Origin of the sequence: Patulibacter americanus DSM 16676 (assembly GCF_000420025.1) — a bacterium.
GTDB classification, from domain to species: Bacteria; Actinomycetota; Thermoleophilia; order Solirubrobacterales; family Solirubrobacteraceae; genus Patulibacter; species Patulibacter americanus.
Genome location: NZ_ATUD01000001.1, coordinates 56,747 through 82,385 on the forward strand (window position 1 = coordinate 56,747; position 25,639 = coordinate 82,385).

23 protein-coding genes are annotated in these 25,639 nt (G+C 74.1%); 7 read left to right on the forward strand and 16 right to left on the reverse strand.

What is annotated here, in order from left to right; genetic code table 11:
* The first annotated feature begins 23 nt into the window (after positions 1-23).
* From F593_RS21190 to F593_RS0100260, 3 genes are all read left to right on the forward strand, one after another.
* Positions 24-284, forward strand: coding sequence for a hypothetical protein (locus F593_RS21190; RefSeq protein ID WP_022926758.1), 261 nt, complete (start codon positions 24-26; stop codon positions 282-284).
* Positions 281-1,192: an NAD(P)H-binding protein gene (locus F593_RS21195; RefSeq protein WP_022926759.1), complete on the forward strand. Its 912-nt coding sequence runs from the start codon at positions 281-283 to the stop codon at positions 1,190-1,192. Before F593_RS21190 ends, F593_RS21195 begins: the two co-directional genes overlap by 4 nt.
* Before the next feature lie 63 nt (positions 1,193-1,255).
* Positions 1,256-1,912 (forward strand): HAD family hydrolase, encoded by a 657-nt coding sequence (locus F593_RS0100260; protein ID WP_022926760.1) that lies wholly within the window; start codon positions 1,256-1,258, stop codon positions 1,910-1,912.
* A gap of 9 nt (positions 1,913-1,921) precedes the next feature.
* On the opposite strand, the gene F593_RS0100265 is transcribed toward F593_RS0100260, so the two are convergent.
* The 3 genes from F593_RS0100265 to F593_RS0100275 all read right to left on the reverse strand — a co-directional run bounded on the left by F593_RS0100265 (position 1,922) and on the right by F593_RS0100275 (position 4,094).
* Positions 1,922-2,128: a hypothetical protein gene (locus tag F593_RS0100265; protein ID WP_022926761.1), complete on the reverse strand. Its 207-nt coding sequence runs from the start codon at positions 2,126-2,128 to the stop codon at positions 1,922-1,924.
* Positions 2,129-2,261: 133 nt separating this feature from the next.
* On the reverse strand, positions 2,262-3,044 hold the full coding sequence (locus tag F593_RS0100270) for an enoyl-CoA hydratase/isomerase family protein (protein WP_022926762.1): 783 nt from the start codon (positions 3,042-3,044) through the stop codon (positions 2,262-2,264).
* A gap of 141 nt (positions 3,045-3,185) precedes the next feature.
* On the reverse strand, positions 3,186-4,094 hold the full coding sequence (locus F593_RS0100275; RefSeq protein ID WP_022926763.1) for a PfkB family carbohydrate kinase: 909 nt from the start codon (positions 4,092-4,094) through the stop codon (positions 3,186-3,188).
* A 98-nt stretch (positions 4,095-4,192) separates the two neighbouring features.
* On the opposite strand from F593_RS0100275, the gene F593_RS27490 reads away from it, so the two are divergent.
* Positions 4,193-4,735, forward strand: a complete 543-nt coding sequence (locus F593_RS27490; protein ID WP_022926764.1) for a hypothetical protein — start codon at positions 4,193-4,195, stop codon at positions 4,733-4,735.
* Between the two features lie 50 nt (positions 4,736-4,785).
* Here the strand turns inward: F593_RS27490 and F593_RS0100285 are convergent, their stop codons facing one another.
* A complete protein-coding gene (locus F593_RS0100285) occupies positions 4,786-6,192 on the reverse strand; it encodes a hypothetical protein (protein ID WP_022926765.1) in 1,407 nt (468 codons plus the stop codon).
* On the opposite strand from F593_RS0100285, the gene F593_RS21205 reads away from it, so the two are divergent.
* Positions 6,159-7,220 carry a YncE family protein gene (locus F593_RS21205; RefSeq protein WP_157251437.1) on the forward strand — a complete coding sequence of 354 codons (1,062 nt, stop codon included), beginning with the start codon at positions 6,159-6,161 and terminating at the stop codon, positions 7,218-7,220. The two genes, F593_RS0100285 and F593_RS21205, sit on opposite strands and share 34 nt — an antisense overlap.
* Here F593_RS21205 and F593_RS21210 read toward each other — a convergent pair.
* The 5 genes from F593_RS21210 to F593_RS0100315 are packed head-to-tail and all read right to left on the reverse strand — an operon-like array spanning position 7,177 to position 10,958.
* Complete coding sequence (locus tag F593_RS21210) at positions 7,177-7,725, reverse strand: hypothetical protein (protein ID WP_157251439.1); 549 nt, start codon at positions 7,723-7,725, stop codon at positions 7,177-7,179. The two genes, F593_RS21205 and F593_RS21210, sit on opposite strands and share 44 nt — an antisense overlap.
* Positions 7,722-8,993 (reverse strand): molybdopterin-dependent oxidoreductase, encoded by a 1,272-nt coding sequence (locus F593_RS30495; RefSeq protein WP_022926768.1) that lies wholly within the window; start codon positions 8,991-8,993, stop codon positions 7,722-7,724. Before F593_RS30495 ends, F593_RS21210 begins: the two co-directional genes overlap by 4 nt.
* Positions 8,990-9,634 carry a class I SAM-dependent methyltransferase gene (locus tag F593_RS30500; RefSeq protein WP_022926769.1) on the reverse strand — a complete coding sequence of 215 codons (645 nt, stop codon included), beginning with the start codon at positions 9,632-9,634 and terminating at the stop codon, positions 8,990-8,992. Before F593_RS30500 ends, F593_RS30495 begins: the two co-directional genes overlap by 4 nt.
* Entirely contained in the window at positions 9,631-10,278 is a 648-nt protein-coding gene (locus tag F593_RS0100310; protein ID WP_022926770.1) for a TIGR04282 family arsenosugar biosynthesis glycosyltransferase, read from the reverse strand. The genes F593_RS30500 and F593_RS0100310 overlap by 4 nt, the downstream gene beginning before the upstream one ends.
* Positions 10,275-10,958: a glycosyltransferase family 2 protein gene (locus F593_RS0100315; RefSeq protein WP_022926771.1), complete on the reverse strand. Its 684-nt coding sequence runs from the start codon at positions 10,956-10,958 to the stop codon at positions 10,275-10,277. The genes F593_RS0100310 and F593_RS0100315 overlap by 4 nt, the downstream gene beginning before the upstream one ends.
* A gap of 55 nt (positions 10,959-11,013) precedes the next feature.
* Between F593_RS0100315 and F593_RS0100320 the strand changes: the two genes are divergently transcribed.
* The gene (locus F593_RS0100320) at positions 11,014-12,117 is read left to right on the forward strand and encodes an NAD-dependent epimerase/dehydratase family protein (RefSeq protein WP_022926772.1); all 1,104 of its coding nucleotides are present in this window, start codon (positions 11,014-11,016) and stop codon (positions 12,115-12,117) included.
* A 164-nt stretch (positions 12,118-12,281) separates the two neighbouring features.
* The gene (locus tag F593_RS0100325) at positions 12,282-13,898 is read left to right on the forward strand and encodes a trypsin-like serine protease (RefSeq protein ID WP_022926773.1); all 1,617 of its coding nucleotides are present in this window, start codon (positions 12,282-12,284) and stop codon (positions 13,896-13,898) included.
* Positions 13,899-13,936: 38 nt separating this feature from the next.
* On the opposite strand, the gene F593_RS0100330 is transcribed toward F593_RS0100325, so the two are convergent.
* The 7 genes from F593_RS0100330 to aceE all read right to left on the reverse strand — a co-directional run bounded on the left by F593_RS0100330 (position 13,937) and on the right by aceE (position 25,557).
* Positions 13,937-15,301, reverse strand: a complete 1,365-nt coding sequence (locus tag F593_RS0100330) for a cytochrome P450 (RefSeq protein WP_028721303.1) — start codon at positions 15,299-15,301, stop codon at positions 13,937-13,939.
* Between the two features lie 125 nt (positions 15,302-15,426).
* Positions 15,427-16,089 (reverse strand): HD domain-containing protein, encoded by a 663-nt coding sequence (locus F593_RS0100335; protein ID WP_022926775.1) that lies wholly within the window; start codon positions 16,087-16,089, stop codon positions 15,427-15,429.
* A gap of 99 nt (positions 16,090-16,188) precedes the next feature.
* Entirely contained in the window at positions 16,189-17,571 is a 1,383-nt protein-coding gene (locus tag F593_RS21220; RefSeq protein ID WP_022926776.1) for a cation:proton antiporter, read from the reverse strand.
* Between the two features lie 175 nt (positions 17,572-17,746).
* Positions 17,747-19,246, reverse strand: a complete 1,500-nt coding sequence (locus F593_RS21225) for a M1 family metallopeptidase (protein ID WP_022926777.1) — start codon at positions 19,244-19,246, stop codon at positions 17,747-17,749.
* Between the two features lie 73 nt (positions 19,247-19,319).
* A complete protein-coding gene (gene lpdA, locus F593_RS0100350; protein ID WP_022926778.1) occupies positions 19,320-21,284 on the reverse strand; it encodes a dihydrolipoyl dehydrogenase in 1,965 nt (654 codons plus the stop codon).
* Positions 21,281-22,711 carry a dihydrolipoyllysine-residue acetyltransferase gene (locus tag F593_RS0100355; protein WP_084629340.1) on the reverse strand — a complete coding sequence of 477 codons (1,431 nt, stop codon included), beginning with the start codon at positions 22,709-22,711 and terminating at the stop codon, positions 21,281-21,283. Before F593_RS0100355 ends, lpdA begins: the two co-directional genes overlap by 4 nt.
* A complete protein-coding gene (gene aceE / locus F593_RS0100360; protein WP_022926780.1) occupies positions 22,708-25,557 on the reverse strand; it encodes a pyruvate dehydrogenase (acetyl-transferring), homodimeric type in 2,850 nt (949 codons plus the stop codon). Before aceE ends, F593_RS0100355 begins: the two co-directional genes overlap by 4 nt.
* Positions 25,558-25,639: the final 82 nt, after the last annotated feature.

Below are 25,639 nucleotides of genomic sequence, written 5' to 3' on the forward strand. Positions count from 1 at the left end.
CCGCCAGGGGTACCGATCAGGTGATGCCGACCCCGCCCCGCACCCCCGACGGCCACCACGTGATCATCGACGGGCGGAAGTGGCGGGCGACCGACCCCAGCCTGCCCGAGGACGTCCGCCAGGAGCGCGTCCGCGAGCTCATGGCGGCCCGCCGCGATGTCGGCACCGCGAAGCGCAAGCACGACCCCGTCCTCGAGCGTTCGGCCCGCGACCGGGTGCACGCCGCGAAGGTCGCGCTCGGGGAACGCGGGCCGAAGTGGTGGGAGCAGGGGGTGGCCCGATGAGCGACCGCGACCGCATCCTCGTCACCGGCGCGACCGGGTTCATCGGCTCCCAGCTCATCGAGCGGCTCGCTGCGCGCGACAAGGCGACGCTGCGCGCCCTCGTCCGCACCGCCTCGCACTTCGAGCAGCCGGGCGGCCCCGAGGTCGAGGTCGTCGAGGCCGACCTGCAGGACCCGGGGACGCTTCAGGCGGCCCTGCCCGACGTCGACGTCGCGTTCTACCTCGTCCACTCCATGGACACGAAGGGCGACCTCGCGGAGCAGGACCGCACCGCCGCCCAGAACTACGTCGCCGCCGCGAAGGCCGCGGGCGTGCGCCGCACGATCTACATGGGCGCGGTCGGCTACGACCCCGACGGCGGCTCGTCCGAGCACCTCAACAGCCGCCACGAGGTCGAGGAGATCCTGGCCGCCGGCACGCCCGAGTTCGTCGCGGTCCGCGCCTCGATGGTCGTCGGCTCGGGCTCCGGCTCGTTCAAGACACTCGCCGAGATGGTCGCCCGCCTGCCGGTGCTCGCCACCTCGACGTGGCGCGACACCCCCTCGCAGCCCATCGCGATCGAGGACGTCCTGCAGTGCCTCGTCGCCGCGGTCTACGCGCCGCCCGGTCGCTACGAGATCGCGGGGCCGGACACGCTGACCGTCGAGGAGATGATGCGCGAGATCGCCCGTCAGCTCGACAAGCCCTACCGCGCCGTCCCCGTGCCGGTGAGCGTGCCGAAGCTCGAGGGCGCCGTCGCGAGCGTCGTCGCCGAGGAGGACCGCGGGCTCGTCACCGCGCTCGTCGAGGGCCTGAACGACGACCTCGTCGTCGATCGCAACGACGCGCAGCCGGTCTTCGGCGTGACCCCCACGCCGTTCCGCGACGCCGTCGCCTCCGCGCTGCCGGCGATCGTCGCCAAGGACTGACGCGCGGGCGCGGCCCGGCAGCCGGCCGTGTCGGTCGCCGCCGGCGCGGGTAAGCGTGCGCGCATGCCCGCACCCGCCGCCATCCTCGACATCGACGGCACCCTCGTCGACACGAACTACCAGCACGCGCTGGCGTGGAACGAGGCGTTCGTCCAGTCCGGGTTCATCCTGCCGATCTGGAAGATCCACCGGCTCATCGGCATGGGCGGCGACCAGCTCGTGGCCGAGCTGATCGGGAAGGATGCCGACGAGGAGCACGGCGACACGCTCCGCGCCGCGGAGTCCGTGCTCTACATGGCGTCGATCGCCTCGGTGCACCCGCTGGAGGAGGCCCGCGAGCTGATCGAGACCCTCTCTCAGGGCGACCGCAAATGCTGCCTGGCCAGCTCGGCGAAGGCGCACGAGGTCGACCACTACCTCGACCTGCTCGACGCCCGCGAGCTCGTCGACAGCTGGACCACTTCCGGCGACGTCGAGAACACGAAGCCCGAGCCCGACCTCGTCCGCGCCGCCCTCGACAAGCTCGGCACGGACGACGCCGTGATGGTCGGCGACACCCCGTGGGACGTGAAGGCCGCGAAGGGCGCGGGGATCGACACCATCGCCGTGCTCACCGGCGGCTTCTCGAAGACGGAGCTCGAGGAGGCCGGAGCCGTCCAGGTCTACGAGTCGATCGTCGAGCTGCGCGCCGACCTGCAGAACACGCCGCTCGCCGGCTGAGGTCCGGCCTCAGCGCCGGGTGGCCCGCCGCACCCAGCCGCGCACGGCGTCGACGGGGTTGGAGACCGCGGCCGGGCCGGGCGCGGAGCCGCCCGCCGCCCGGCGCTTGCGGAACCGGGAGATGTCGAGCTCGGCGCCGCAGTACGAGCAGCCGGCGGCGAACGCCGTGACGCGCTCGCCGCAGCGGGGACAGTGGGTCAGGTCGCGTTCCAGCATGGGCGGCCTCCCAGGCTAGGACGGGTCCGTCAAGCGCCCCTGAACCGGCGTTGAAGGCGGGGTACCGGTTGCCCGGGATTCCCCTGAGGGCCGGGCCGGAGCCCCGCCCATGCGACGACGAGCCGGCCGAGCCTCAGCGCCCGACGGCCGGGGTCCCGTGCCGCGGGCCCTTCTCGAGGAAGCCCTTCACCGCGTTCTGCAGGTCCTCCGTGGCGAAGAGCGCGCCCGAGACGGCGGGGACGACGGAGTCCGCGTCGTCGATACCGCCGTTGCACCACGCGCGGACGATCTGCTTCGTCGCGTCGTGGGCGCGCGTCGGGCCGTCGGCGAGCTTCTGGGCGAGCTTGCGGGCCTGCGCGTCGACGTCGGCGTCGTCCCAGACGCGGTTGACGACGTTCCAGCGCTCGAGCGTCTCGGCGCCGAACAGTTCGCCGGTCATGACGAGCTCGCGGGCACGGCCGGAGCCGGCGCGCTCGGCCAGGCGCTGCGGGCCGCCCATGGAGGGCGTCAGGCCGACGACGGTCTCGACCAGGCCGAACTTCGCGGAGCGGCCCGCGACGATGAGGTCGCAACCCAGCGCCAGCTCGAACGCCGCGGTGAGCGTGAGCCCGTGGGCGGCGAAGACGACGGGGCACGGCAACGTCTCGACCGTCTGCACGACGCGGAGCAGGTCGCGCCACAGGCTCGCGCCCTGCTCGATCGAGAGGCCGTCGAATTCGTGGACGTCGACCCCGGCCGAGACGACGTCGCCCTCCGCCCGGATCAGCAGGCCTCGCGGCGGGTCGGCCTTCAGCGCCGCCACGTTCTCGCGCAGGGCGTCGAACATCGCCCGGTCGAACAGGTTCAGGGGCGGCGAGCTGATCGTCAGGACGGCGAGGCTGCCGTCCCGCTCGAGCGTCATCGGGGCGTCGGTCATGAAAGGGGATCCCTCTGATCGGGTGCGCCCGCCATCATGCCGCGCCCGCGGGCGCCATGGGGATGTCCTGGAGCCGGTCGCCCACCGCCGGGCGTTCCGCACGGGCCGGTCGGGCGACTCCGACGGCGCTGTCGCGCCGGATCAGCCCTTGACGGACCGCGCGACCTGGTCGGCCGTCGGCATCCCCTCGCGCGCGCCGGCCCGCCCGACCGCGAGCGCCCCCACCACGAGCGCCCGGTCGACGGCCTCGTGCAGCCCGCGGCCGTCCGCCAGGCCCGCGGCGAGCGCCCCGTTGAACGCGTCGCCCGCGCCGGTCGTGTCGACGACCGTGGCGGGACGCGCCGGCAACCGCGCGGGCTCCTCGCCGGGCGCGCAGAGCAGGGCCCCGTCGCCGCCGAGCGTCACGACGACCGCCGCGCCGGTCCGGGCCGCGAGGTCCCGGGCGGCGGAGAGCGGGTCGTCGTGGCCCGTGAGGTCGCGCGCCTCGCCGGCGTTCGGGGTCAGGACGGCGCCATGGTCGGCCGCGGCGAGCAGCGCCGCGCGAGCCGGCGCGGGGTTCAGCACGCACGGGACGCCGGCCGCGACCGCGGCGACCACCGCCGCCTCGACCGTCGCGTCGGGCACCTCGGCGGAGACCAGCACGCACCCCGCTCCGGGGAGCGCCGTCTCCAGCGTGGCGCTCACGTGGGCCACGGTGACCGCGTCGTTGGCCCCGGCGGCGACGGCGATCTGGTTCTCCCCCGCCGCGTCCACGACGATGAGCGCCGCGCCCGTCGCCACGTCGTCGAGCACGGCGACGCCCGACACGTCGACGCCGTCCCTGGCCAGGTCCTTCAGCGTGCGGCGGCCGTCGTCGTCGGCGCCGACCGCGCCCACCAGCCGCACCCGCGCGCCGAGCCGGGCCGCGGCGACCGCCGCGTTGGCCCCCTTCCCGCCGCCGAACCGCTGCAGCCCGCCCCCGACGACCGTCTCGCCGGGGCCGGGCAGCCGCGCGGCGCGGGTGACGAGGTCGACGTTGATCGCGCCGAGGACGACGACATGGCCCGTCATGAGCGAGCGGGTGCGGGGACGGTCGGGGCAGGGCGCACGCCCCCAAGCATGCCACCCGCTCACGCGCGGACCCGTCCGGTCCTGCGACGATGGAGCGGATGACGCGCGCGTGGGACGACCTCGATCGGCTGGTGACCGCGGTGGAGGGACGCTCCACGCACCTGACCTCGCGGATCCACGGCGTGGACCACTGGCGCGCGGTCGGCGCGACGGCGGCGTCCCTGGCCGACGTGCAGGACCGCACGCCGGGCCTCGAGCCCGACCGCCAGCTGCTGCTGCTCTTCGCGCTGCTGCACGACGCCAAGCGCGTCGACGACGGCCGCGACCTCGAGCACGGCCCGCGCGCCGCCGTGCTGCTGCAGGACCTGCGCGACGAGGGCCTCCTCGCGCTCGACGACGCCCGCGCCGCGATCCTCCACGAGGCGCTGCGCGACCACACGAACGGCACGCTCTCGGACGAGCCGACGATCGCCGTCTGCTGGGACGCCGACCGCCTGCTCATCCACCGCGTCGGGTTCACCCCGAACGCGCGCTTCTGCTCCACGGAGGAGGGCCGCCGCCGCGCCGACGCGGGCGAGCTGCCCGACCTCGTCGGCCCGCCGACGTGGCGCGAGGTCGCGGCCCTGCTCGCCGTGGCCTAGCTCACGGACACGGCGCTGCTCGCCGTGATCCGGCTCGCGCCGGCCCCAGCTCACCAGACGGTGTTGACCAGGACCTGCAACGCGAGGGCCTGCGCGCCCAGCACGCCGAGCACGAGCGGCAGCCGCCGCGTCGAGAAGAGCGGCGCCGCCGCCACGCAGGCCAGCGGCACGAAGATGAGCCAGATCCGCTCCGTCTCGGCCTTCGTGAACCCGGCCACGGCGGCGATGACGATGACGGCCAGGATCCCCAGCGCCACCGGGCTCCGCCGCAGCGCCGCACGGGTCGCCGCGGCGATCACAATCGGCCCGAGCATCAGGGCCCACGCCACGGGCGAGCCGAAGACCCAGAAGCGGTACGGCCGAATCTGGGCGAGGCTGTTGCGGTAGACGCCCTCCGTTGCCAGCAGGGTGCCGATCGGGTCGTAGCCCCAGCCCACGGCGAGGAACGCGTTGATCCCGACGAACCCCGCCCCGGAGACGAGGGCGACGAGCAGGGCGCGGCGCCAGCCGTCGCGCCAGAGCACGGTCAGCGCGACGGCGGCGCCGACCCCGAGCAGGGCCCACGAGAAGATCGTGCAGACCGCGAAGACCAGGCCGCCGAGCGCGAGCAGGGCCGGGCGGCGGCTGAGCAGCAGCGCCGCGGCCAGGGCGCCCATCGCGGCGTAGACCGCGTCGAACGAGGTGACGCCGTCCAGCAGCATCACGGGCGTGAAGATCGCGAGCAGTCCGGCGATCCGCGCCGCGCGCTCCCCCACGCCGACGGAGCGGCCGATGGCGTAGGTCAGCGGCGCGGTCAGGGCCGCGCACCCGATGCACAGGGCCGCCAGGCGCTCCGCGGTCTCCAGCCCCGCCCAGCGCATGAGCAGCAGGGGTCCGGGCGGATGGCCGGCGATGTTGACCGCCTGCGAAGGCACCGTCTCGGCGAAGCGATCGAGGTAGTTCGGGATCCCCCACTCCAGGAGCGGCAGGCCCGGCAGGTACTCGTTGGCGGCCTCGAACGACCCCTGGGGTCGCAGGTCGAACACCTGCCACCACCCGTAGGTGCCCATGCGCGCGGCACCGATCGTCAGGCCGGCCGCGGCGGCCAGCGCGAACACGGCGAGCGCGAAGACGGGCGGGCTCAGGCGCGCGCGGACGAGCGTCGGCGCCGCGACCGCCCCGAGGCCGAGGACCGCGGCGCACGCGACGGCCCACGGCACGTCGATCATCGGCAGCCAGCCGAACACGAAGGGCGGCGTGGCGGTGCCGAACAGACCCTTCTGGCGGCCCTCGAACCAGCCGTACGCGACGGTGACCACGGCGACGGCCAGCAGCACCAGGAGGACGGGGATCTCGAGCCGCGACGGGCCGCCGGGCAGCGCGGGCTCCGGCGCGGGGCGTCCGGCCGCTTCGGGACCGGCCTCCCCGGGGTAGGTGTGCTGCGATGCTCCACCCTCTCGTGCCGCTGCGTCGCTCATCCGTGCTCCTCGCCTGTGCGCTCTCGTGTGCGGCGGCCGTCGCGGGCTGCGGCTCGCAGGAGCCCGCCGCGCTGCCGCCGGCGGCCGAGCCGCCGAACGCCCCCAGCCTGACGACGAAGCCGGCGGGGCGCGTCACCGTCGTCGGCAAGCGGCCCGAGGGGATCGTCGCCGACGGCCGCTCCGGGCTCGTGGCCGTCGCCCTGCGTCGCCCCGCGCGACTGGCCGTCGTCTCCGCGGCGACGGGGAAGGTCGTCGAGCGCGTCTCGCTGCCCGGCGCGCCGCGGCACCTGCAGCTCGCGACGGACGGCCCGTCCTCCCGCGTGCTCGTCCCCGACGAGGACGCCGACACACTCGCCCAGGTCTCCCTCGGCGGGGAGTACGACGGCAAGGACGTGCCAATCGGCCGGATCGTCGCCCAGGCGAAGGTCGGCCGCCAGCCCCACGACGCCACGCCGCTGGGCGCGGGCGGCGAGGTCGCGGTGGGCGCCGAGCTGGGCAACCTGCTGCAGATCGTGCGCGGCGACCGCGTCGTGCGCCAGGAGCGGATCGCCCTGCAGCCGGGAGGCCTGGCGCCGATCGACGGCGGACGCATCGTCGCCGTGGTGGCCGTGAAGGAGCGCGTGCTCGAGCTCTACGACACCCGCACGCTCAAGCGCCTGGCGTCCGCCCCGGCCGGCGTCGGGCCCACCCACGTCGTCTGTCGCGACGAGGGCATCTGTTACGTCGCCGACACCACGGGCAAGGCGATCCTGATCTTCGTGTGGCAGGACGGCAAGCTCCAGCTGCAGCGCCGCCAGTGGCTGTCGAGCCAGCCCTACGGGATCGCGCTCGACGAGGAGCGCTACAAGGTGTGGGTGACGCTGCCGGCGGAGAACAAGCTCGTCGAGCTGCGGGCACGCACGAGGAGCCGCACCGGCCGGATCTTCCCCGCGGTCGAGCAGCCGCAGACCGTCGCCGTCGACCCCGTCTCCGGTCACGTCTTCGTCACCGGGGCGACGGACGGCGTGCTCCAGACGCTGCGACCCTGACCCGCACGAGGTAGATGACCAGCGAGGCCAGGAGCAGGCCAGCGGTGATTAGGAGCCAGCGTCCGGCGAAGTCGGGCTGCTCCGCGAGCCCCGTGGAGAGCTGGTGCCCGCGCGGCTCCTTCCCGAGGATGTTGGGCAGGTAGACGAGCAGCAGCGCGGCGGACATCGCCACGGGCACGCGCACGTGGCCGCGGCCGGGGACGAGCGCCGTCGCCGGCCCGCGCGCCAACCGCTGCCGGGCCGGGCGCCACAGCCGCCGCGCCAGCCGGTCGATGCCCACGTAGAGGGGCAGCGCCACGAAGTCGTTCAGGAGCGCGCCCGCCACGAGCCAGATCAGCAGGTTGCCCCAGACCTCGTGGTAGTGGCCGAAGACCTCCTTCAGCGCCCACGCGCAGAGGGCGATGCCCGCGAGGTGCAGGAGCAGGTGCGCGGGCGTGGCGCCGTAGAAGCGGCGGAAGCCGCGAGGGCCGGCCGGGCCGGGGCCGTTGGGGTCGGAGCCGCTCATGCCGCCGCCCACCGCAGGCCCGCGACCCACTTCGTGTTGTGGACCCCCGGGAGCGCCGGCACGATGATCCTCGCCGGGTAGCCGTGGTCCAGGGAGAGGTCGACCCCGTTGACCCGCAGCGCCAGGAGCGACTTGTCGGCGTGCGCCTGGTCGCGCGAGAGGGTGGCCTTGCGGAACGCCCCCGCCTTCTGCAGCGAGGTAACGAAGAGCGCGTGCTCCGGGTCGGCGCCGACGAGCTCGGCGAGGTCGTGCAGCCGCACGCCCGTCCACGCCTGCGTCGTCGACCAGCCCTCGACGCACGCGATCGGCAGGTCGTAGGTGTGCTGCGGCAGGCCGAGGAGGTCGGCACGCGAGAGCTCCAGGGTACGCCCGCCCTGCAGCTCCAGCCGGTACGCCTCGCCCACCACGCTGCGGCCAATGCCCGCCACCGCCGCCGTCTTGTTCACCGGGAACCCGTTCGGCCCGTCGAGCGCCAGGCCGTTGCCGCGCGGCGCCAGCAGGGCGGCCTGCCGGAACGGCCCGCCCAGGCTCTGGCCGGCGGTGACGACGAAGAGGCCGCCCGACGCCGCGCCGACGAGACCGAGCAGCCCGCGACGCGAGATCGTCGCGGGCGCCGGGTTCGGCGAGACGAGGCCGTCGGGCTCGAAGGGCTCGGGGCGCGTGTGGGCGAGGTCGTCGCGCAGCGGCTTGAGCGCGGCGTTCGTGCGCATCGCCTGGCGGACCTTCGGCATCCGCACCGCGACGTGCAGCAGCAGGGCGAAGATCAGCACCCAACCGCCGTAGAAGTGGGCCGTCACGAACCCGAACCGGAACGGGTACCAGAGCTGGATGTTCGCGATGCCTGTGGCGAGCTGGAAGAACGCCGCGCCGACGAGCAGCAGGTTGGCCAGCTTCGTGAGGACCTCGGCGGGGTTCGGCGCCGGCGGCCACGCGAAGAGCTTGGGGATGACGGACCAGAGCTTCGCGATCAGGACCGGCACGAGCACGATCCCGACGGTCACGTGCACGCCCTGGTTCAGCGCGTAGAGCCAGACGGGGCTCGTCGGCCAGTCGAACCGCACGAACTGCAGACCGAGCCCGGCGGGGACGACCGCGTTGCCGGGCAGCTGCGGCATGTATGCCGCGTGGGACAGGAGGCCCGTGAGGAAGACCAGCGGGAACCCGACGAGGAGGACGAGCCCGAGGACGGCCGTCAGCCACGGGCCGCGGATCGGGCTGCGCCAGAACTCGGGCCGCGCCGGACCGGGCGGCGGCCCCAGCTTGCTCATGCGCGGGACAACGTGCAGAAGTGGCGGCCGCCGTCGGACCACCGTTCGGTGACCCGCAGGCCGGCCGCCTCGGCGGGCGCGTCGATCGCCCCGGCCGTCACGCGGGCCCAGGGGAACCACGCGCTCGTGGAGCCGTCGGACTCGATGCGCACGCGGATCGGCGCGTCGTCCTCCGGAGCGCGGTCCCCCGGCTCGGGGTCGAGCTCGACGAGGATGCACCCGTCGTCGCCGAGCAGCTCGGCGACCCGCCGGAGCAGCTGGCGCGGCTGCCCGCCGATGCCGATGTTCCCGTCGAGCAGGAGCGCCGTGGACCAACAGCCGGGGTCCGGGGCGACCTCGAAGATGGAGCCCTCGACGACCTCGGCCCCGCCGTTGCGGGCGTGGCGCACCGCGGTGGGGGAGAGCTCGATCCCGAGCGCCACGACGCCGCGGCGGCTCAGGGCGTGCACGTGCCGGCCGGGCCCGCAGCCGACGTCGAGCACCGGGCCGACCGCGCGATCGAGCACGCGCTCGTCGACCTCGGTGGCCGGCGCGAGCCAGCGGCCCATCGGCATGGACCAGACGTCGCCGTCGCTCGCGCGGACGGTGAGCGCGTCGGCGCCGTCGTCGAGGAGCCGGCCGAAGAGCGTGGACGGATTCACCGCGTGGCCTCCAGGGTCCGGGCGAAGCGGCTGTCGGGCGCGAGCGCCGCGACCGCATGAGCGTCGTCGATCAGGTCGACGTCGCGCAGCTCGGGGAGCAGCGCGACGGACAGGCCGTGCTCGCGCAGGCGGGCCTCCTGCTCGCGGCCCGTGGACTCGGTGCTCATGGGAACACCTACGAAGAACCGCGGGTCCTGGACGCAGAGGCCGATGGCCCAGTATCCCCCGTCGGGGGCGTGCCCGAGCACCGCGTCGACGCCGGGGGCGTGCAGCGCGGCGGCCGCGGCGGCCAGCAGCCCCGGGGTGACCTGCGGGGTGTCCATGCCGACGAGCAGGGCGGGCGGGGTCGGCGGGCCCCCGCCCGCGACGTCCTCGAACGCCGCAGCGAGCCGCTCGTCCAGGCCGTCGCCCCGCTGCGGGAGCACCTCGAAGCCGTCCGGGAGCCAGGCGCCCGGGGTGCCCTCGAGGACCAGCACGCGCCGGGCCGCGGGCGTCGCCAGCACCGCGTGCAGCGTGTCGGTCAGCGCGGCCTCGGCCAGGTCCGCGGCCTGCTGGGGCGTGCAGGGCGGGGTCAGCCGCGTCTTGCTGCGGCCCGCGACCGGGGCCTTCGCGATGACGATCAGGGTCGTGTCGGCAGCACTCATGACGGACCGCCGCGCTCTCGGGCCCGGCGATCCTCGGCCAGCACGCGCGACATGTCGCGGACGGTCCGGGCCGTCCCCCGCACGGTGCCCGTCACCTTGGAGCGCCCGCCGCGGCGGGCCGCGTAGGGGACGTCGACCTCGTCGATCCGCCAGCCGGCCCCGGCGGCGCGCACGACCATCTCGAGCGGCCAACCGAAGCGCCGGTCCTGCAGCCCCAGGTCGAGCAGCCCCTGGCGGCGCGCGGCGCGCATCGGACCGATGTCGCGCAGGACCGGTCCCGCCCCCCGCCGGCGCAGCTCGAGGCCGAGCGCGCGGTTGGCGAGCCGGGCGTGCCAGGGCCACGAGCCGCGCTCGGCCCGGCGGGCGCCGAGCACCAGGTCGAACCGGCCGTCGAGCACGGGATCGGTGACGATCGGCAGATCGCGCGGGTCGAGCGAGCCGTCGGCGTCGACGAAGCAGACGACGTCGTCGTCGGCCGCGGTCAGCCCGGCGAAGCACGCCGAGCCGAAGCCTGGTCGCTCCTCGCGCACCACGAGCGCGCCGAGGGAGGCGGCGATCTCGCCCGAGCCGTCCGTTGAACCGTTGTCGACCACGATGGGCCGGTACCCCACCGGCATGCGCCCCAACACCCAGGGGAGCGCCTGGGCTTCGTTCAGGACCGGCAGGACGACGTCGGGCACAGGGTGACCCTACGGGCGCGGGGGGCGCGCCGGACGCTCCCACTACGCTGCGCCGATGATCCTCGTCACCGGCGGGGCCGGCTTCATCGGCCAGCCCATCGTCACGCAGCTGCTCGACGCCGGCCACGAGGTGCGGATCCTCGACCTCCTCCACCCCGCCGCGCACGACGGGCTGCCGGAGGGGCTCGACCCACGGGCCGAGCTCGTGATCGGCGACGTCCGGGACGCCGACACGGTCGACCGGGTGCTCGAGGGTGTGGACCACGTGTGCCACCAGGCGGCGATGGTCGGCCTGGGGCTCGACATCGACGACATCGCGGACTACGTCGGCCACAACGACCTGGGCACCGCGGTGCTGCTGCGCGGCCTGGCGCGGCGGAACTTCACCGGACGGTTCGTGCAGGCGTCGAGCATGGTCGTCTACGGCGAGGGCCGTTACCGCTGCGCCGACCACGGCCTCGTGACCCCGCCGGCCCGCGCCGTCGCCGACCTCGACGCGGGCCGCTTCGAGCCCGGCTGCCCGGTCTGCGGCCGCCCGTTGACCCCGGAGTCGATCCCGGAGGACGCGGCGCTGGACCCCCGCAACGTCTACGCCGCGACGAAGCTCCACCAGGAGCACCTCGCCACGGCGTTCTCCCGCGAGACGGGGGTCCCGGTCACCTCGCTGCGGTACCACAACGTCTACGGCCCGGGCATGCCGAAGGACACCCCCTACGCGGGCGTCGCGTCCATCTTCCGCTCCGCGCTGGCGGCGGGCCGCGCACCGAAGGTCTTCGAGGACGGCGGCCAGCGGCGCGACTTCGTCCACGTCCGCGACGTGGCGCGGGCCAACGTGCTGGCGCTGACCGCGGAGGAGCCGGTGCCCGGGGCGTTCAACGTCTGCTCGGGCACCCCGCGGACCGTGGGCGAGATGGCGCGGGCGCTCTGGGCGGCGATGGGGGCGGATGGTGGTTCGGCGGCAGCGGGCGGCGGCGGTGGCGAGGCGGGCGCCCTCGCGGCGGACCTCGAGCCCGTCGTCACCGGGGACTACCGGCTGGGCGACGTCCGCCACGTGTTCGCCTCGGCCGTGCGGGCGGCGGACGTGCTCGGGTTCACCGCGGGCGAGGACTTCGACGCCGGCATGGCGGAGTTCGCGACGGCGCGGCTGCGAGGGGCGTAGGGGCCGCACGGCGCGGTGGCCATCCGGGCCGGGCGTAGGGATCGCACGGCGCGGTGACCATCCGGGCCGGGGCGGAGGGGCCGCGCGGCACGGTGATCACGCGAGCCGCGTGCCCCCCTGGCAGCAGACGTTCGCGCAACATCCCGGCCCCTACGGTCGGAGCCATGACCAACCTCAGACCCTCCAGGCGCGCTCTCGCCGCCGCGTCGTCGCTGCCCCTGGCGCTCCTCGCGTTCGGCGCCGCCGCCTCGCCGGCCCACGCCATCGTCGGTGGCCAGACCGCCCGCACCGTCGCGCCGTACGACGGCTCGTTCCAGCGCGTCGACTCGCCGCGTCGGAGCACCCACGTCTGCGGCGCGACGTTGATCGCGCCGCGGTGGGCGATCACGGCCGGGCACTGCACCAACGAGGTCGACACGAAGACGAGCCTCGCCGGCACGGGCAAGGTGAAGATCGCGCTGTCGGGCAATCCCGTCGGCTGGAAGGTGCGCTTCGGCTCCCGCGACAACATCTCCGGGGGACGCCTCGTGAACGTGCAGCAGTTCGTACGGGCCTCCCGGACCATCGACCCCGCGGGCGACTACGCGCTGCTGAAGCTCAGCCGGCCCGTCCGCGTCACGCCCGCGAAGGTGGCGACGCGTCCGCCGGCGCCCGGAACCACGGCGACCATCCAAGGGTGGGGCTACACCAACAAGGGCGGACTGCGCGACTACGGGCGCACCCGCAGCTACCCGACGATGCTGCGGGCGGCGATCACGAAGGTCGCACGGCTGAAGACCTGCGGCATCAAGGCCGACCGCCGGGCGCTCTGCATCGGTGTCGACGAGCGCGTCGGGCCCGACAACATGGACTCCGGCGGCCCGGTCTTCGTGCAGGAGCGCGGCCACGGCACCGTGATCGCCGGAACCGTCAACGGCGGCAACTACGTCAGCGGTCTTCGGCCCTCGGTCTACACGGACCTCAGCGCGCACCGGCGCTGGATCAGCTCGTACACCTCGGGCCGGCGCGCGATCCCGCGCCCGAAGCGCCTGACGTCGCCGGGCATGGCCGGGGCCGCAGTGATCCATGGCAGCGGGTGCTCCGCGTCGGTGGTGCGCGTCGCGGCCAGCCGGCCCACCGACCCGGCCATGGTGCTCACGAACGGGCACTGCCTCGACCCCCGGCCGAAGCCCGGCCAGGCCGTGGCCGACCGTCCGTCCGACTCCCTGGTGCCGTTGACGGGCCGGTCCAGCAACCCCATTGCGCGCGGGACGACCACCCGCCTGCTCTACGCGACGATGACCGGCACCGACGTCGCGCTCTACCGCCTACGCCAGAGCTACGCCGAGCTCGCCGCCCTCGACGTGCCCGCCCGCGAGCTGGCCACGACCGGCCCGGCGCCGGGCGACGCGCTCGTGATGCACTCCGGGACCGCGCAGACGACCTTCGCCTGCACGGTCGAGACCGTCGTCCCCGCCGTCCAGGAGTCGGGGTACACCCAGCGGAACGCGCTGCGCTACGCCGCCGACAAGGCGTGCCTGCCCCAGGGCGGGACCTCCGGGTCCCCGATGGTCAACCCCCGCACCGACCAGATCGTCGCGATCCACAACAGCCACGTGACCGGCGACGGCAAGCCCTGCACCGAGAGCAACCCGTGCGAGGTCGCCCCGGACGGCACCACCACCGCGGTCAAGGACCGCGGCTACGCCCAGCAGGTCACGGGCCTCACCGCGTGCATCGCCGCCGGCTCGGTCTTCGACGCCGCGCGGCCGGGCTGCACGGTGACGGCCGCCCGCCGTTGAGCTGCGGGGGCCTGGCCGAGGCCCGCCCCGCGCGCCCCCTACCCCGCGACCCCCACCGCCTGCGCCCCCGCGCTCTCCCGCTCCCGCCGCCGCGCGACCACGATCTGTGCCTGGCCACCCGGCGTCCTCGTGATCGCCCGGGTGCGCATGCGCTCGCCCGGGGCCGTGGTGGTCTGCAGGTCCATGGCGGCGACGATCTCGCCCAGGATCGTCTTCATCTCGAAGAGGGCGAAGCTGGCGCCGAGGCAACGACGGACGCCGCCGCCGAACGGGATCCAGGTGTAGGTGCCCGGCGTCTGGTCGAGCCAGCGCTCCGGGCGGAACGCGTCGGGGTCCGGGTAGATGTCGGGGCGGCGGTGGACGAGGTGGATGCAGGGTGCCACGCGGGTGCCGGCCGGGAGGGTGTGGCCGGCGATCTCGACGGGCTCCTGCAGCTCGCGCACGACGATCGAGATGACCGGGCACAGCCGCAGGGTCTCGCGACAAACGGCATCCATCCAGGCGTCGCCCTCGCCGTCCCGGACCTCGTCCTGCAGGCGCCGCAGGGCGTCGGGGTGGCGGACCAGCCGCTCGAGCGCCCAGGACAGCGAGGTGGCCGTCGTCTCGTGGCCCGCGACGAGCAACGTCATCAGCTCGTCGCGCAGCTCGCGGTCGCCCATGGGACGCCCGTCCTCGTCCGTGGCCTGCAGCAGCATCGAGAGGATGTCGCCCCGCTCCTCCAGGTCAGCGGCGTCGCGGCGGCGGGCGATCTCGGGCAGCAGGATCGCGTCGACGTCCTCCAGCGCGCGGCGGAACGTCGGCAGGCGCCGGAACGCACCCTCGCCGAGCAGCGCCATGGTCAGCATCGTGCGCTTGCCGGTGACCTCGGCCATCACGTGCTCGAGCGCGGCCCGCAGGTCCCGCAGCTGCGACCCCTCCACGCCGAAGACCGCGCGCATGATGATCTCGAGCGTGATCTGCTGCATCTGCGGCCACGCGCGCAGCGGCTGGCCGACGGGCCACGTCGCGATCGTGTCGCGGGCGATCTGGCGCATGAGGTCCTCGTAGCCCGCCATCCGCTTGCCGTGGAACGGCGGGAGCAGCAGCTTGCGCTGGCGCATGTGCGGCTTCTCGTCCAGCAGCAGCACGGAGTGGCGGCCGAGGATCGGCAGCAGCACCGAGTTGCCCTCGCCCGCGTGGAAGACCTTCGGGTCGCCGGTGAAGACCTGCTTGACGTGCTCCGGGTCGGTGAGGAACACCCAGCGGTCGGCGCCGGGCAGGCGGATCGTGAAGGTCTCGCCGTACCGCTCCCGGCACTCGGCGAGGAACCCCCAGGTGTCCCGCATCCAGCGCAGGGTCTGGAGCGGTGCAGGCCGGCGCGGCCCGGGCGGGAAGATGGCGGACGACGCGCGGGCGGGACTCATGACATAGCCGACGCTATTCGCATAATGGTCGCTATGTCAAATGGGATCGGCTCCTGCGGGCGCGTGCGGGTCCCACGGGGTACGCGCGGGTCCCGGGGACGGCGCGCGGCCCCGAGCCGTGGTGATCAACCGCGGAAGTAGCCGCGGCGGTCGCTCTCGGCGATGAGCTCCTCGGCGGCCGCGCCCAGCGACGCCGACGAGGCCCCGATGGCCCCCAGGAGCCCGCGGATGCTGTCCGCCGTCACGCCCTCGTCGGGCCATCGGCCGCCCCCGGCCATCCAGCTCAGGAGCAGCGGCTGCAGGCGGTCGAGCCCGCGGGCGAACCGCGCCTCGGGGGTGGCGCCGGCTTCGAACTCCTCCCACGCCGCGCGCAGGCGGCGGCCCTGCTCGTCGGGCAGCAGACCGTAGAGCCGGTCGGCGGCCTGGACCTCGCGCACGGCCTGGGCGGCGCGGGCCGCGACGTCGTGGACGGAGACGTCGCCCGCGTAGACCTCGACGAGGTCGTGCAGCACGAGCAGCTCGACGACGCGTCCCCGGTCGACCGGCTCGTCCGCGTGCTCGGCGAGGACCAGGGCCATGAGCGCCAGGTGCCAGGAGTGCTCCGCGTCGTTCTCCCGCCGCTCCGTGGCGGCGACGGGCGACTGCCGCAGCACGGCCTTCATGCGGTCGACCTCGACGACGAACGTGAGCTGCCGCCGCAGGTCTCCGCCGATCGAGGCGGGCAGCGGGTTGCGGTCGATCAGGAGCGGCTCGGGGACGGAGTCGGATCCGGGGTCCAGCGGGGGCATGGGGAGCAGCCTGCCAGGCCCCACGACGGCGCGGCCGCCGACGCGGGTCGGGTCAGACCACCGGGCCCCACGACTGCTCGCGCCGCGGTGGGGGACCGGTCAGTCGGCGAGGCCCCACGACGGCGCGGCCGCCGGCGCGGCCGTGCCCGGCCCCGGCGGCCGATGCAGACGACGGAAGAGCGGGCCGGTCAGCACCGTCGTCAGCAGCGCGACGCCAACGAGCGCGGTGAACGTGACCTCGTCCAGGATGCCCGCCGACCGCCCGACCTCGAGGATCACGAGCTCGGTCAGGCCCCGGGCGTTCATGAGCGTGCCGAGCGCGGCGGACTCGCGGAGCCCCGCGCCCGACAGGCGCGCGGCGAGGCCGACGCCGCCGAACTTCGCGAGGGTCGCGACGACGAACAGCAGCGCCATCGTCGCCAGGCCCGCGCCCGTCAGGCCGGTCAGGTCGACGGTCAGGCCCGTGGTGAGGAAGAAGACGGGTACGAGCACGCGCCCCGCCGTCCCGAGGGCCGCGGCGCCGCGTTCGGCAGGCCCCGCGACGCGCACTGCCGCGCCGTCTCCCACCGCCAGCGCGCGCCCGTTCCCCGCCTCGCACGTCGCGCCGTCTCCCGCCCCGTCCTCGGCCGTCCCCCGCGGGACGACGAGCCCGAAGGCGAACGCGCCGATGGCGGCGTGCAGGCCGAGCGCCTCCGTCGCCCCGGCCGAGAGCGCCAGGCCGACGAGCAGCACGGCGGCCGGGGCGAGGGCCGGGGCGGGCGTGAGCCGCGCCACCACGAGGCGCAGCCCCGGCCGCACCACGCCCACGAGCACGACCGCGTAGACCACGACGAGCACGCCCGTCACGACCAGGGAACGCCCACCGTCGCCCGTCGCGGCCACCACGACCGCCAGGGCGGACCAGGCGACGAGGTCGGTGACGGCGGCCACGGTCATCGCCAGGGCGCCGATCGGTGCCCGCAGCAGCCCGGCCTCGTCGAGGATCCGGGCCAGCACCGGGAACGCCGTCACGGAGAGCGCGATCGCGAGGAACGCGGCGAAGGCGGCCAGCGGCACCTCCTCCCCCGCCACCACGTCGTGCGCGGGCCACAGGAGCAGCGCGACGGCGACGCCCGCGACGGCCGGCACGGCGACCGACCCGACCGACAGCGCCCCGACGCGGCGGCCCATCCGCCGCATCTGCCCCAGGTCGCTCTCGTGGCCGACGCCGAACATGAAGAGGACGAGCCCGACGGTCGCCACCGCCTTCAGGACGCCCCGGACGTCGTCCGGGAAGAGCGCGGAGAGCACGTCGGGGGCGAGCAGCCCGAGCAGCGTCGGGCCCAGCGCGATCCCCGCGAGGATCTCGCCGACCACGGCGGGCTGGCCGACGCCCCGGAGCATCCGGCCGAAGAGGCGGCTGACGACCAGGATCAGGGCCACGTCGAGCAGCACGACGAGACCCGTCGCCCCGGCGTCGACGACGGCGAGGAGGGGGACCACGGAACTCCGACCTTCGAGAGGGACCGGGCGCGCGGCCCACCCCAGTCGGGCGGCCCCGTGCGCGACGCCCGGCTACCCCCGGCGCCACACGACGGTACGTGCGGCACGACGCCGGCGGATGGCCCGTGGGCCGCACGTCACACGACGCAGACCGCCCCCGGCCCCGCGGCCCCCGCTACCTCCCGGCGCGCCGCACGGCCTCGGGCGTGAGGCGCGGCTTGCCCGCCCGGAAGATCCAGTCGTTCCAGTACGCGCGCAGGTCCCGCCCGCTCTCGGCGTTCGTGTGGGCGATCCAGTCCTCGGCCGTCACGGTGCCGTGGGCGTGGTCGCGGGTCCAGCTCCGGAGCGAGCGGTAGAAGACGCGGTCGCCGACGATCTGCCGGTAGCCCTCGAAGGCGCCCGCGGAGCGCTGGTAGGTCGCGTCGCTGAACAACGTCTTGGCGGTCGGGCGCCCGGGCGAGATCTTCCAGAGCGGGTCGTTCGCGCGTCGTGCCAGGAGCTCCCGCAGCTGCCCGGCCGGGCTCGGGATGCCCAGCTTCCGGGACTTCGCAGCACCCGTGCGGTCGTAGGGGTACAGCCAGTCGCCGGCCCACACGGCCAGTCCCTCGTTGAGCCATAGGTCCGCCCAGCGGCTGGGCGTCACGCTGTTGCCGAACCACTGGTGTGCCAGCTCGTGGGGCACGGCGGTGGTGTCGATCGAGGCGTAGTTCGGCTTGCTCTGCGTCTCCAGGGCGTACCCGGCCGCCGGGGCGACCGCGTAGACGCCACCGAAGGACGAGAACGGGAAGGGCCCGAAGAAGAACGAGAAGCGGCGAACGACGTCCTCCTCGAGCCCTCCGGCCAGGTCGCTCTCGAACTCGCGGCGCCGGTCCGCCGGCAGCGCCCTGAGCCCGCGACGGTCGACGGCGTCGTAGATCGGGAGGCCGTCGGCCGAGCGGTGCGTCCGCAGCCGGAAGTCGCCGAGCGTGGCCGTTGCGAGGTAGCTGCTCATGGGGTGGCGCTCGCGCCAGTCCCAGGTGCGCCAACGGCCGTGCGTCGTGGCGGAGCGCAGCTCGCCGTTCCCGATCGCCGTGAGCCCCTTGGGCACGGTGACGGCGATGCGGTAGGTGGCCTTGTCGCCCGGCGTGTTGTTGTTCGGGAACCAGGTCTGTGCTCCGATGGGCTGGCCGACGACGAACGCCCCGCCGCGCGTGCGCACCCACCCCTCGGGCGTCCCGCCCCGCCCACGGGCCGCGCGCGGCGTCCCGTCGTAGGCGACGGACACGACGAACCGCGCCCCCGCGGGGAGCGCCGCCGCCGGGGTGACCTCGAGCTTCGTCCGCCCCCGCGCGAAGGATGCCGGCGCGTTGTCGACCTTCACGGACCGGACGGTGAGTCCCTGCAGGTCGAGGCTGAAGCTCGACAGGTCCTGGGTGGCCTCCGCGGTGATCTCGGCGTGAGCCGTGAGGTGCCGGGTCGCCGGGCGGTAGCGCAGGCGCAGGTCGTAGTGCTGGGCGTCGTAGCCCCCGTTGCCGGTGGTCGGGAACACCGTGTCGCCCGCCGACCGGGCGCCCGGCGAGGGCGCAGCGACCGCGGTCGTGGTGCCCCCGAGGGACGCCGCGGCGGCCACGGCGACGGCGACGCGCAGGAGGGGGCGCCGCCGGTGGACGCCCGACGCAAGGACAGAAACTTGCATCCCACCAGGGTACGCGGCGCCCCTGTGCGCGCGGTCCGGATCGGGGCCAGCGCTCGGCCGGCCCCGAGCGCCCTCAGTCCTTCTTGGCCCGCTTGCGCTTCTGGGGCATGTCGGTGATCGTGCCCTCCGCGATCTCGGCGGCCAGGCCCACGGACTCCGACAGCGTGGGGTGCGCGTGGACGGTCAGGGCGACGTCCTCCGCGTTGGCACCCATCTCGAGCGCCAGGCCGATCTCGGCGATGAGCTCGCCGGCGTTCGTGCCCACGATGCCCGCGCCGAGGATCCGGCGGGTCTCCGGGTCGATCAGGAGCTTCGTCTGCCCCTTCTCGGCGTCGCTCGCGAGCGCGCGGCCCGAGGCGACCCACGGGAACGCCGCGGTCTCGTACGGCGTGCCGTCCTTCTTGGCCTGCGTCTCCGTCAGGCCGACCCACGCGAGCTCGGGCTCGGTGTAGGCCACGGACGGGATGCCGCGCACGTCGAACGCGACGTCGTGCCCGGCGATGACCTCGGCGGCCACGTGCGCCTCGTGCGTGGCCTTGTGGGCGAGCATGGGCTGCCCGATGACGTCGCCGATCGCGTAGATGTGGGCGACCTTCGTGCGCTGCTGCTCGTCGACGGGCACGAACCCGCGCTCGTCGACCTCGACGCCGATCTCCTCCAGGCCCAGGTCCTTGCCGTTCGGGATACGGCCGACGGCCACGAGGACCCGGTCGAACACGGCCGGCTCCGGGGCGTCCCCGGACTCGACGGAGAACGTGGCCTGCAGGCCGCCGTCGACCTTCTCCACCTTCTCCACCTTGGTCTGCAGGTGGATCGCGGCGTAGCGGCCCTCGATGCGCTTCTTCAGCGGCTTGACGAGGTCCTTGTCCGCACCCGGGACGATCTGGTCCGCGAGCTCGACGACCGTGACCTGCGAGCCCAGGGCGTCGTAGACCGTGGCCATCTCCAGGCCGATGATGCCGCCGCCCACGACGAGCAGCCGCTCCGGGACGTCCCGCAGCTCGAGCGCGCCGGTGGAGTCCATGACGCCCTCCTCCTCGTGCGGGATGCCCGGGAGACGCACGGAGCTGGAGCCCGTCGCGACGATCGCCGAGTCGAAGGTGACGAGCGTGTCGTCGACCTGCAGCTCGTGCTCGCCGACGAAGCGGCCCGTGCCGTGGACGACCTCGACCTTGCGGCCCTTGGCCATGCCGCCGACGCCGCCGGAGAGCTTGCCGACGACCTCGTCCTTCCAGGAACGCAGCGCGTCGAGGTCGATCTCGGGCTTCGCGAACGAGACGCCGTGGGCGCCCATGTCCTCGGCCTCCGTGATGACCTTCGCCGCGTGCAGCAGCGCCTTCGAGGGAATGCAGCCGACGTTCAGGCAGACGCCGCCGAGGACGGGCTCGCGCTCGACCATCGCGACCTTCAGACCGAGGTCCGCGGCGCGGAACGCCGCGGAGTAGCCGCCCGGGCCGGAGCCCAGGACGACGACGTCGACGTGCAGGTCGCCCTTCTCCTTGACCTCGTCGGACGCCTTGGAGGGCGTGCCGCCGTGGCGACCGGCGGTGCCGGCCGCGGCAGGGTCGGCCGTGGCGGACGAGCCGCCCGCGTAGGAGTCGCCCTCCGTGCCGGCCGCGGCGGTGCCGGACACGCCATCCGACCCGGAGCCGCCGCCCGAGCCCGAACCGCCGGACCCACCCGTCGACTCGCCGGTGGGCGTCTCGCCCTTCGGCGCGCTCGCGTGGTCCGCGCCCGCGCCGTCCTTCTCGTCGACCTTGCCGCCCTCGGGGGCCTCGGAGCCGCCACCGGAGCCCGCGTCCGCGGTCTCCAGGATCGCGACGACGGTGCCCTCGGAGACGGCGTCCCCGACGGCGACCTTGAGCTCGACGATCTTCCCGGCCTCGGGACTCGGGACCTCCATCGTGGCCTTCTCGGACTCGATCGCGACGAGCGGGTCCTCGACCTCGACGGTGTCGCCGACCGCGACGAGCAGCTCCGTGACGGGGACGTCCTCGAAGTCCCCGATGTCCGGGACCTTGATCTCGATGGTGCTCACAGCAGGATCCTCCGGAAGTCGGCCAGGACGCCGGCGAGGTGCGCCGTGAAGCGCGCCGCCATGGCGCCGTCGACCACGCGGTGGTCGTAGGAGAGGGACAGCGGCAGGATCAGCCGCGGGACGAACTCCGAGCCGTTCCAGACCGGGCGCATCGCCGAGCGGGTGACGCCGAGGATGGCGACCTCCGGAGCGTTGATGATCGGCGTGAACGACGTCCCGCCGATGCCGCCGAGGCTGGACAGCGAGAACGTACCGCCCGACATCTGGGCCGGGCCGAGCTTGCCGTCGCGCGCCTTGCCCGAGAGCTCGGTGAGCTCGCCGGCGACCTCGAGGATGCCCTTCTTGTCGACGTCGCGGATGACCGGGACGACGAGGCCGTTGGGCGTGTCCGCCGCGAAGCCGAGGTGGTGGTACTTGCGCAGCACCAGCTCCTCACCGTCGAGGGAGGAGTTGAGCGTCGGGAACTTCTTCAGCGACGCCGAGAGGCCCTTGAGGAGCAGGGCGACCATCGTCACCTTGACGTCCTTCTGCTCCGCGTTGAGCTGCTTGCGGAACGCCTCGAGCTCCGTGACGTCCGCGTCGTCGTTGTGCGTGACGTGCGGGATCCGGACCCAGTTGCGGGCCAGGTTGGCGCCGGAGAGCTTCTGGATCCGCGAGAGCGGGACGCGCTCGATCTCGCCGAACTTCTCGAAGTTCACCTTGGGCCACGGCGCCAGGCCGAGGCCGCCGTCGCCGACGGCGTCGCCACCCGCGGGCAGCTTCGGCGCGTCGGTCTTGGAGGCCGCGCCCTGCGGGGCGTCCTTGGCCTGCTGGACGTCCTCCGGGACGATCCGGCCCTTGCGGCCGCTGCCGCTGACCGTGGCGAGGTCGACGCCGAGCTCGCGCGCCAGGCGGCGCACGCTGGGCGAGGCGTAGACCGGCTCGCCGGACGGGGTCGCGGCCGAGGCCTTCGCGGCCCCGCCGGCCTCGGCCGCGGTGCCGCCCTCGGACGCGCCGCCGGTGGCGGGCGCGTCCTTCCCGGCGCCGTCGCCCGACGACGACCCGCCGCCCGACGACGCACCGTCACCGGAGGACGCCCGGACGTCCCCGGAGCCGGAGTCCGACGCGTCGGCAGCGGTCTTCTGCTCGCCGTCCTTGTCCTGGACCGGCGCCTCGGCGGGGTCGGGCTTCTCGGCGTCGTCGCCGTCGCCGTCGCCGTCCGTCTTGATCTTCACGACGGGCGTGCCCTCGGCCACGCCGTCGCCGACCTTCACCAGGATCTCGGCGACCTCACCCGCGACCGGGGAAGGCACCTCCATCGTCGCCTTGTCGGATTCGAGCGCCACGAGGGGATCCTCGACGGCGACGGTGTCGCCCACCGCCACGAGGATCTCCGTCACCGGCACGTCCTCGAAGTCCCCGATGTCGGGGACCTCGACCGTCGTCATCGCGCCCACGGGGCTCCCTCGTCCGTCTTGATCTCGTACTGCTCGATGGCCTGCGTCAGCACCTTGCGGTCGACCTCGCCGGCCTCGGCCAGCTGGGTCAGCGCCGCCAGCACCACGTGCCGGCGGTCGACCTCGAAGAACCCGCGCAGCGCCTTGCGGTAGTCGCTGCGCCCGTAGCCGTCCGTGCCGAGCACGAAGTACGGTGCGGTCAGGAACGGGCGGATGCCGTCGGCGAGCTCCCGGATGTAGTCGCTCGAGGCGACGATCGGGACGTCGCCGGAGAGCACCTCGGAGACGTAGGGCGTGCCCTGCTCCTCCTCCGGGTGCAGCCAGTTGTGGCGCTGGATCTCGAGGCCGTCGCGGCGCAGCTCGGTGTAGCTCGTCACGGAGAAGACGTCGGCGGCGATGCCCCAGTCCTCCTCGAGCATCTCGGCCGCGGCGATGACCTCGCGGAGGATCGTGCCGGAGCCCAGCAGGCGGATCTGCGCGGGTCCGACGTCCTTCGCCGTGGCGGCGACGTCCGTGTCCTCGCTCGAGTCGTGCTTGCCCGAGCCGGCGTCGGCGGGCTCGACGTCGCCGTCGGCGGCCTCGCCGGCGTCGTCCTCGACCAGGCCGTCGTCGCCCGAGTCCTTCGGGCTCGGCGCGCTCGCGCTGTCGGGGTCCTCGGGGGACCCGGCCTCGGCGTGCCCGGCCTCGCGCACCCGGTGGATGCCGCGGAGGATGCCCTCCTCGGCGCCCTCCGGCAGCGCGGGCTGCCGGTAGTTCTCGTTCATGACGGTGAGGTAGAAGAAGACGTCCTCCTGCTCCCCGTACATGCGGCGCAGGCCGTCGTGGACGATCACCGCCAGCTCGTACCCGTAGGCCGGGTCGTAGCTCACGCAGTTCGGGATCAGCGCGGCCTGCACGAGGCTGTGGCCGTCCTCGTGCTGCAGGCCCTCGCCGTTGAGCGTCGTGCGTCCGGCGGTGCCGCCGATCAGGAACCCGCGGGCGCGGGAGTCGCCGGCGGCCCAGGCGAGGTCGCCGATCCGCTGGAACCCGAACATCGAGTAGTAGACGTAGAACGGGATCATCGGCGTGTCGCTGTTGCTGTACGACGTCGCCGCGGCGATCCAGGACGAGAACGCGCCCGGCTCGTTGATGCCCTCCTGGAGGATCTGCCCCTGGCGATCCTCGCGGTAGAACATGAGCTGCTCGGAGTCCTCCGGCTGGTACAGCTGCCCCACCTGGCTGAAGATGCCCAGCTGGCGGAACATGCCCTCCATGCCGAACGTGCGCGACTCGTCGGGAACGATCGGCACGACGTGCTTCTTGATCGCCTTGTCGCGCAGCAGGCCGGCGAGGATCCGGACGAACGCCATCGTCGTCGAGATCTCACGGTCGCCCGAACCGTCGAGGACGGCCTTGAAGGCGGAGAGCTCGGGGACGGGCAGCGAGTCCGTGGACTTCGGGCGGCGCGCCGGCAGGTAGCCGCCGAGCTTCTCGCGCTGACCCTTCAGGTAGCGGATCTCCTCCGAGTCCTCCGCCGGGCGGTGGAACTCGTAGTTCTTGACCTGCTCGTCCGTGAGGTCGAGGCCGAAGCGCTCGCGGAAGGTGAGGAGGACGTCCTCCGTCATCTTCTTCTGCTGGTGGGTGATGTTCTGCCCCTCGCCGGAGGCCCCCATCCCGTAGCCCTTGATCGTCTTCGCGAGGATGACCGTCGGCTGGCCCGTGTGGGCGCGCGCCGCGGCGTACGCCGCGTAGATCTTCGCCGGGTCGTGGCCGCCGCGGTTCAGCGCCCAGATCTCCTCGTCGGTCCAGTCCTCGACCATCTTGGCCGTCTCGGGGTGCTTCCCGAAGAAGTGCTCGCGCACGTAGGCGCCGTCGCGCGACTTCAGCGTCTGGTAGTCGCCGTCGAGCGTCTCCTCCATGAGCCGCAGGAGGTGACCGTCGGTGTCCTTGGCCAGCAGGTCGTCCCAGCGGGAGCCCCAGACGACCTTGATGACGTTCCAGCCCGCACCGCGGAAGTTCGCCTCGAGCTCCTGGATGATCTTGCCGTTGCCGCGGACGGGGCCGTCGAGGCGCTGCAGGTTGCAGTTGATGACGAAGTTCAGGTTGTCGAGCTTCTCGCGCCCGGCCATCCCGATCGCGCCCATCGACTCGGGCTCGTCCATCTCGCCGTCGCCGCAGAAGACCCAGACGTCGCGGTCCTTCGTGTTCGCCATGCCGCGGCCCTGCAGGTACTTCAGGAACCGCGCCTGGTAGATGCCCATGAGCGGGCCGAGGCCCATCGACACCGTGGGGAACTGCCAGAACTCCGGCATGAGCCACGGGTGCGGGTACGAAGAGAGCCCGGGCTTCGAGGCGTCCGTCTCCTCGCGGAACCGGCGCATCTGCGCCTCGTCGATCCGGCCCTCGAGGAACGCGCGGGCGTAGATGCCCGGCGACGAGTGGCCCTGGATGTAGATCAGGTCGCCGCCGTGCTCCTCGCTCGGGGCGCGCCAGAAGTGGTTGAAGCCGACCTCGTAGAGCGTCGAGGCGGACTGGAACGAGGCGATGTGCCCCCCGAGCTCGGAGGACTCCTTGTTCGCCTGGAGCACCGTGGCCAGCGCGTTCCAGCGCACGAGGGAGCGCACGCGGCGCTCGATCGCCTGGTCCGTGGGCAGCTGCGCCGCGTCCTCGGGGGCGATCGTGTTCACGTAGGGCGTCGTCGCGTGCAGCGACGTCGCCAGCCCACGGGAGCGGGTGTGGGCGACGAGGGTCTCGAGGAGATCCTCGGCGCGGTCAGCGCCGTCGTGCTGAAGGACGGCGTCGAACGCTTCGAGCCACTCCTTCGTCTCGGCGGGATCGGGATCGGCGGTGGAGGACATCGACGCTCTGATCGGGTTCGGGGCCGAGGCGCGCAGCACGGAACGTGTCCCGCGTCACGCAAGCCTCCACACTAGTATACAA

Excerpts from the sequence above, each read along its gene's own strand:
- F593_RS0100320 (WP_022926772.1), top strand. The coding sequence starts at position 11,014 with ATGATCCTCGTCACCGGCGGGGCCGGCTTCATCGGCCAGCCCATCGTC.
- F593_RS21205 (WP_157251437.1), top strand. The coding sequence starts at position 6,159 with ATGCTCCACCCTCTCGTGCCGCTGCGTCGCTCATCCGTGCTCCTCGCC.
- F593_RS30495 (WP_022926768.1), bottom strand. The coding sequence starts at position 8,993 with ATGAGCAAGCTGGGGCCGCCGCCCGGTCCGGCGCGGCCCGAGTTCTGG.
- F593_RS0100270 (WP_022926762.1), bottom strand. The coding sequence starts at position 3,044 with ATGACCGACGCCCCGATGACGCTCGAGCGGGACGGCAGCCTCGCCGTC.
- F593_RS21210 (WP_157251439.1), bottom strand. The coding sequence starts at position 7,725 with ATGAGCGGCTCCGACCCCAACGGCCCCGGCCCGGCCGGCCCTCGCGGC.
- F593_RS0100325 (WP_022926773.1), top strand. The coding sequence starts at position 12,282 with ATGACCAACCTCAGACCCTCCAGGCGCGCTCTCGCCGCCGCGTCGTCG.
- F593_RS0100310 (WP_022926770.1), bottom strand. The coding sequence starts at position 10,278 with ATGAGTGCTGCCGACACGACCCTGATCGTCATCGCGAAGGCCCCGGTC.
- F593_RS0100285 (WP_022926765.1), bottom strand. The coding sequence starts at position 6,192 with ATGAGCGACGCAGCGGCACGAGAGGGTGGAGCATCGCAGCACACCTAC.
- F593_RS0100260 (WP_022926760.1), top strand. The coding sequence starts at position 1,256 with ATGCCCGCACCCGCCGCCATCCTCGACATCGACGGCACCCTCGTCGAC.
- F593_RS27490 (WP_022926764.1), top strand. The coding sequence starts at position 4,193 with ATGACGCGCGCGTGGGACGACCTCGATCGGCTGGTGACCGCGGTGGAG.
- F593_RS0100265 (WP_022926761.1), bottom strand. The coding sequence starts at position 2,128 with ATGCTGGAACGCGACCTGACCCACTGTCCCCGCTGCGGCGAGCGCGTC.
- F593_RS0100355 (WP_084629340.1), bottom strand. The coding sequence starts at position 22,711 with ATGACGACGGTCGAGGTCCCCGACATCGGGGACTTCGAGGACGTGCCG.
- F593_RS21195 (WP_022926759.1), top strand. The coding sequence starts at position 281 with ATGAGCGACCGCGACCGCATCCTCGTCACCGGCGCGACCGGGTTCATC.
- F593_RS0100330 (WP_028721303.1), bottom strand. The coding sequence starts at position 15,301 with ATGAGTCCCGCCCGCGCGTCGTCCGCCATCTTCCCGCCCGGGCCGCGC.
- F593_RS0100275 (WP_022926763.1), bottom strand. The coding sequence starts at position 4,094 with ATGACGGGCCATGTCGTCGTCCTCGGCGCGATCAACGTCGACCTCGTC.
- aceE (WP_022926780.1), bottom strand. The coding sequence starts at position 25,557 with ATGTCCTCCACCGCCGATCCCGATCCCGCCGAGACGAAGGAGTGGCTC.
- F593_RS21190 (WP_022926758.1), top strand. The coding sequence starts at position 24 with ATGCCGACCCCGCCCCGCACCCCCGACGGCCACCACGTGATCATCGAC.
- F593_RS0100335 (WP_022926775.1), bottom strand. The coding sequence starts at position 16,089 with ATGCCCCCGCTGGACCCCGGATCCGACTCCGTCCCCGAGCCGCTCCTG.
- F593_RS21225 (WP_022926777.1), bottom strand. The coding sequence starts at position 19,246 with ATGCAAGTTTCTGTCCTTGCGTCGGGCGTCCACCGGCGGCGCCCCCTC.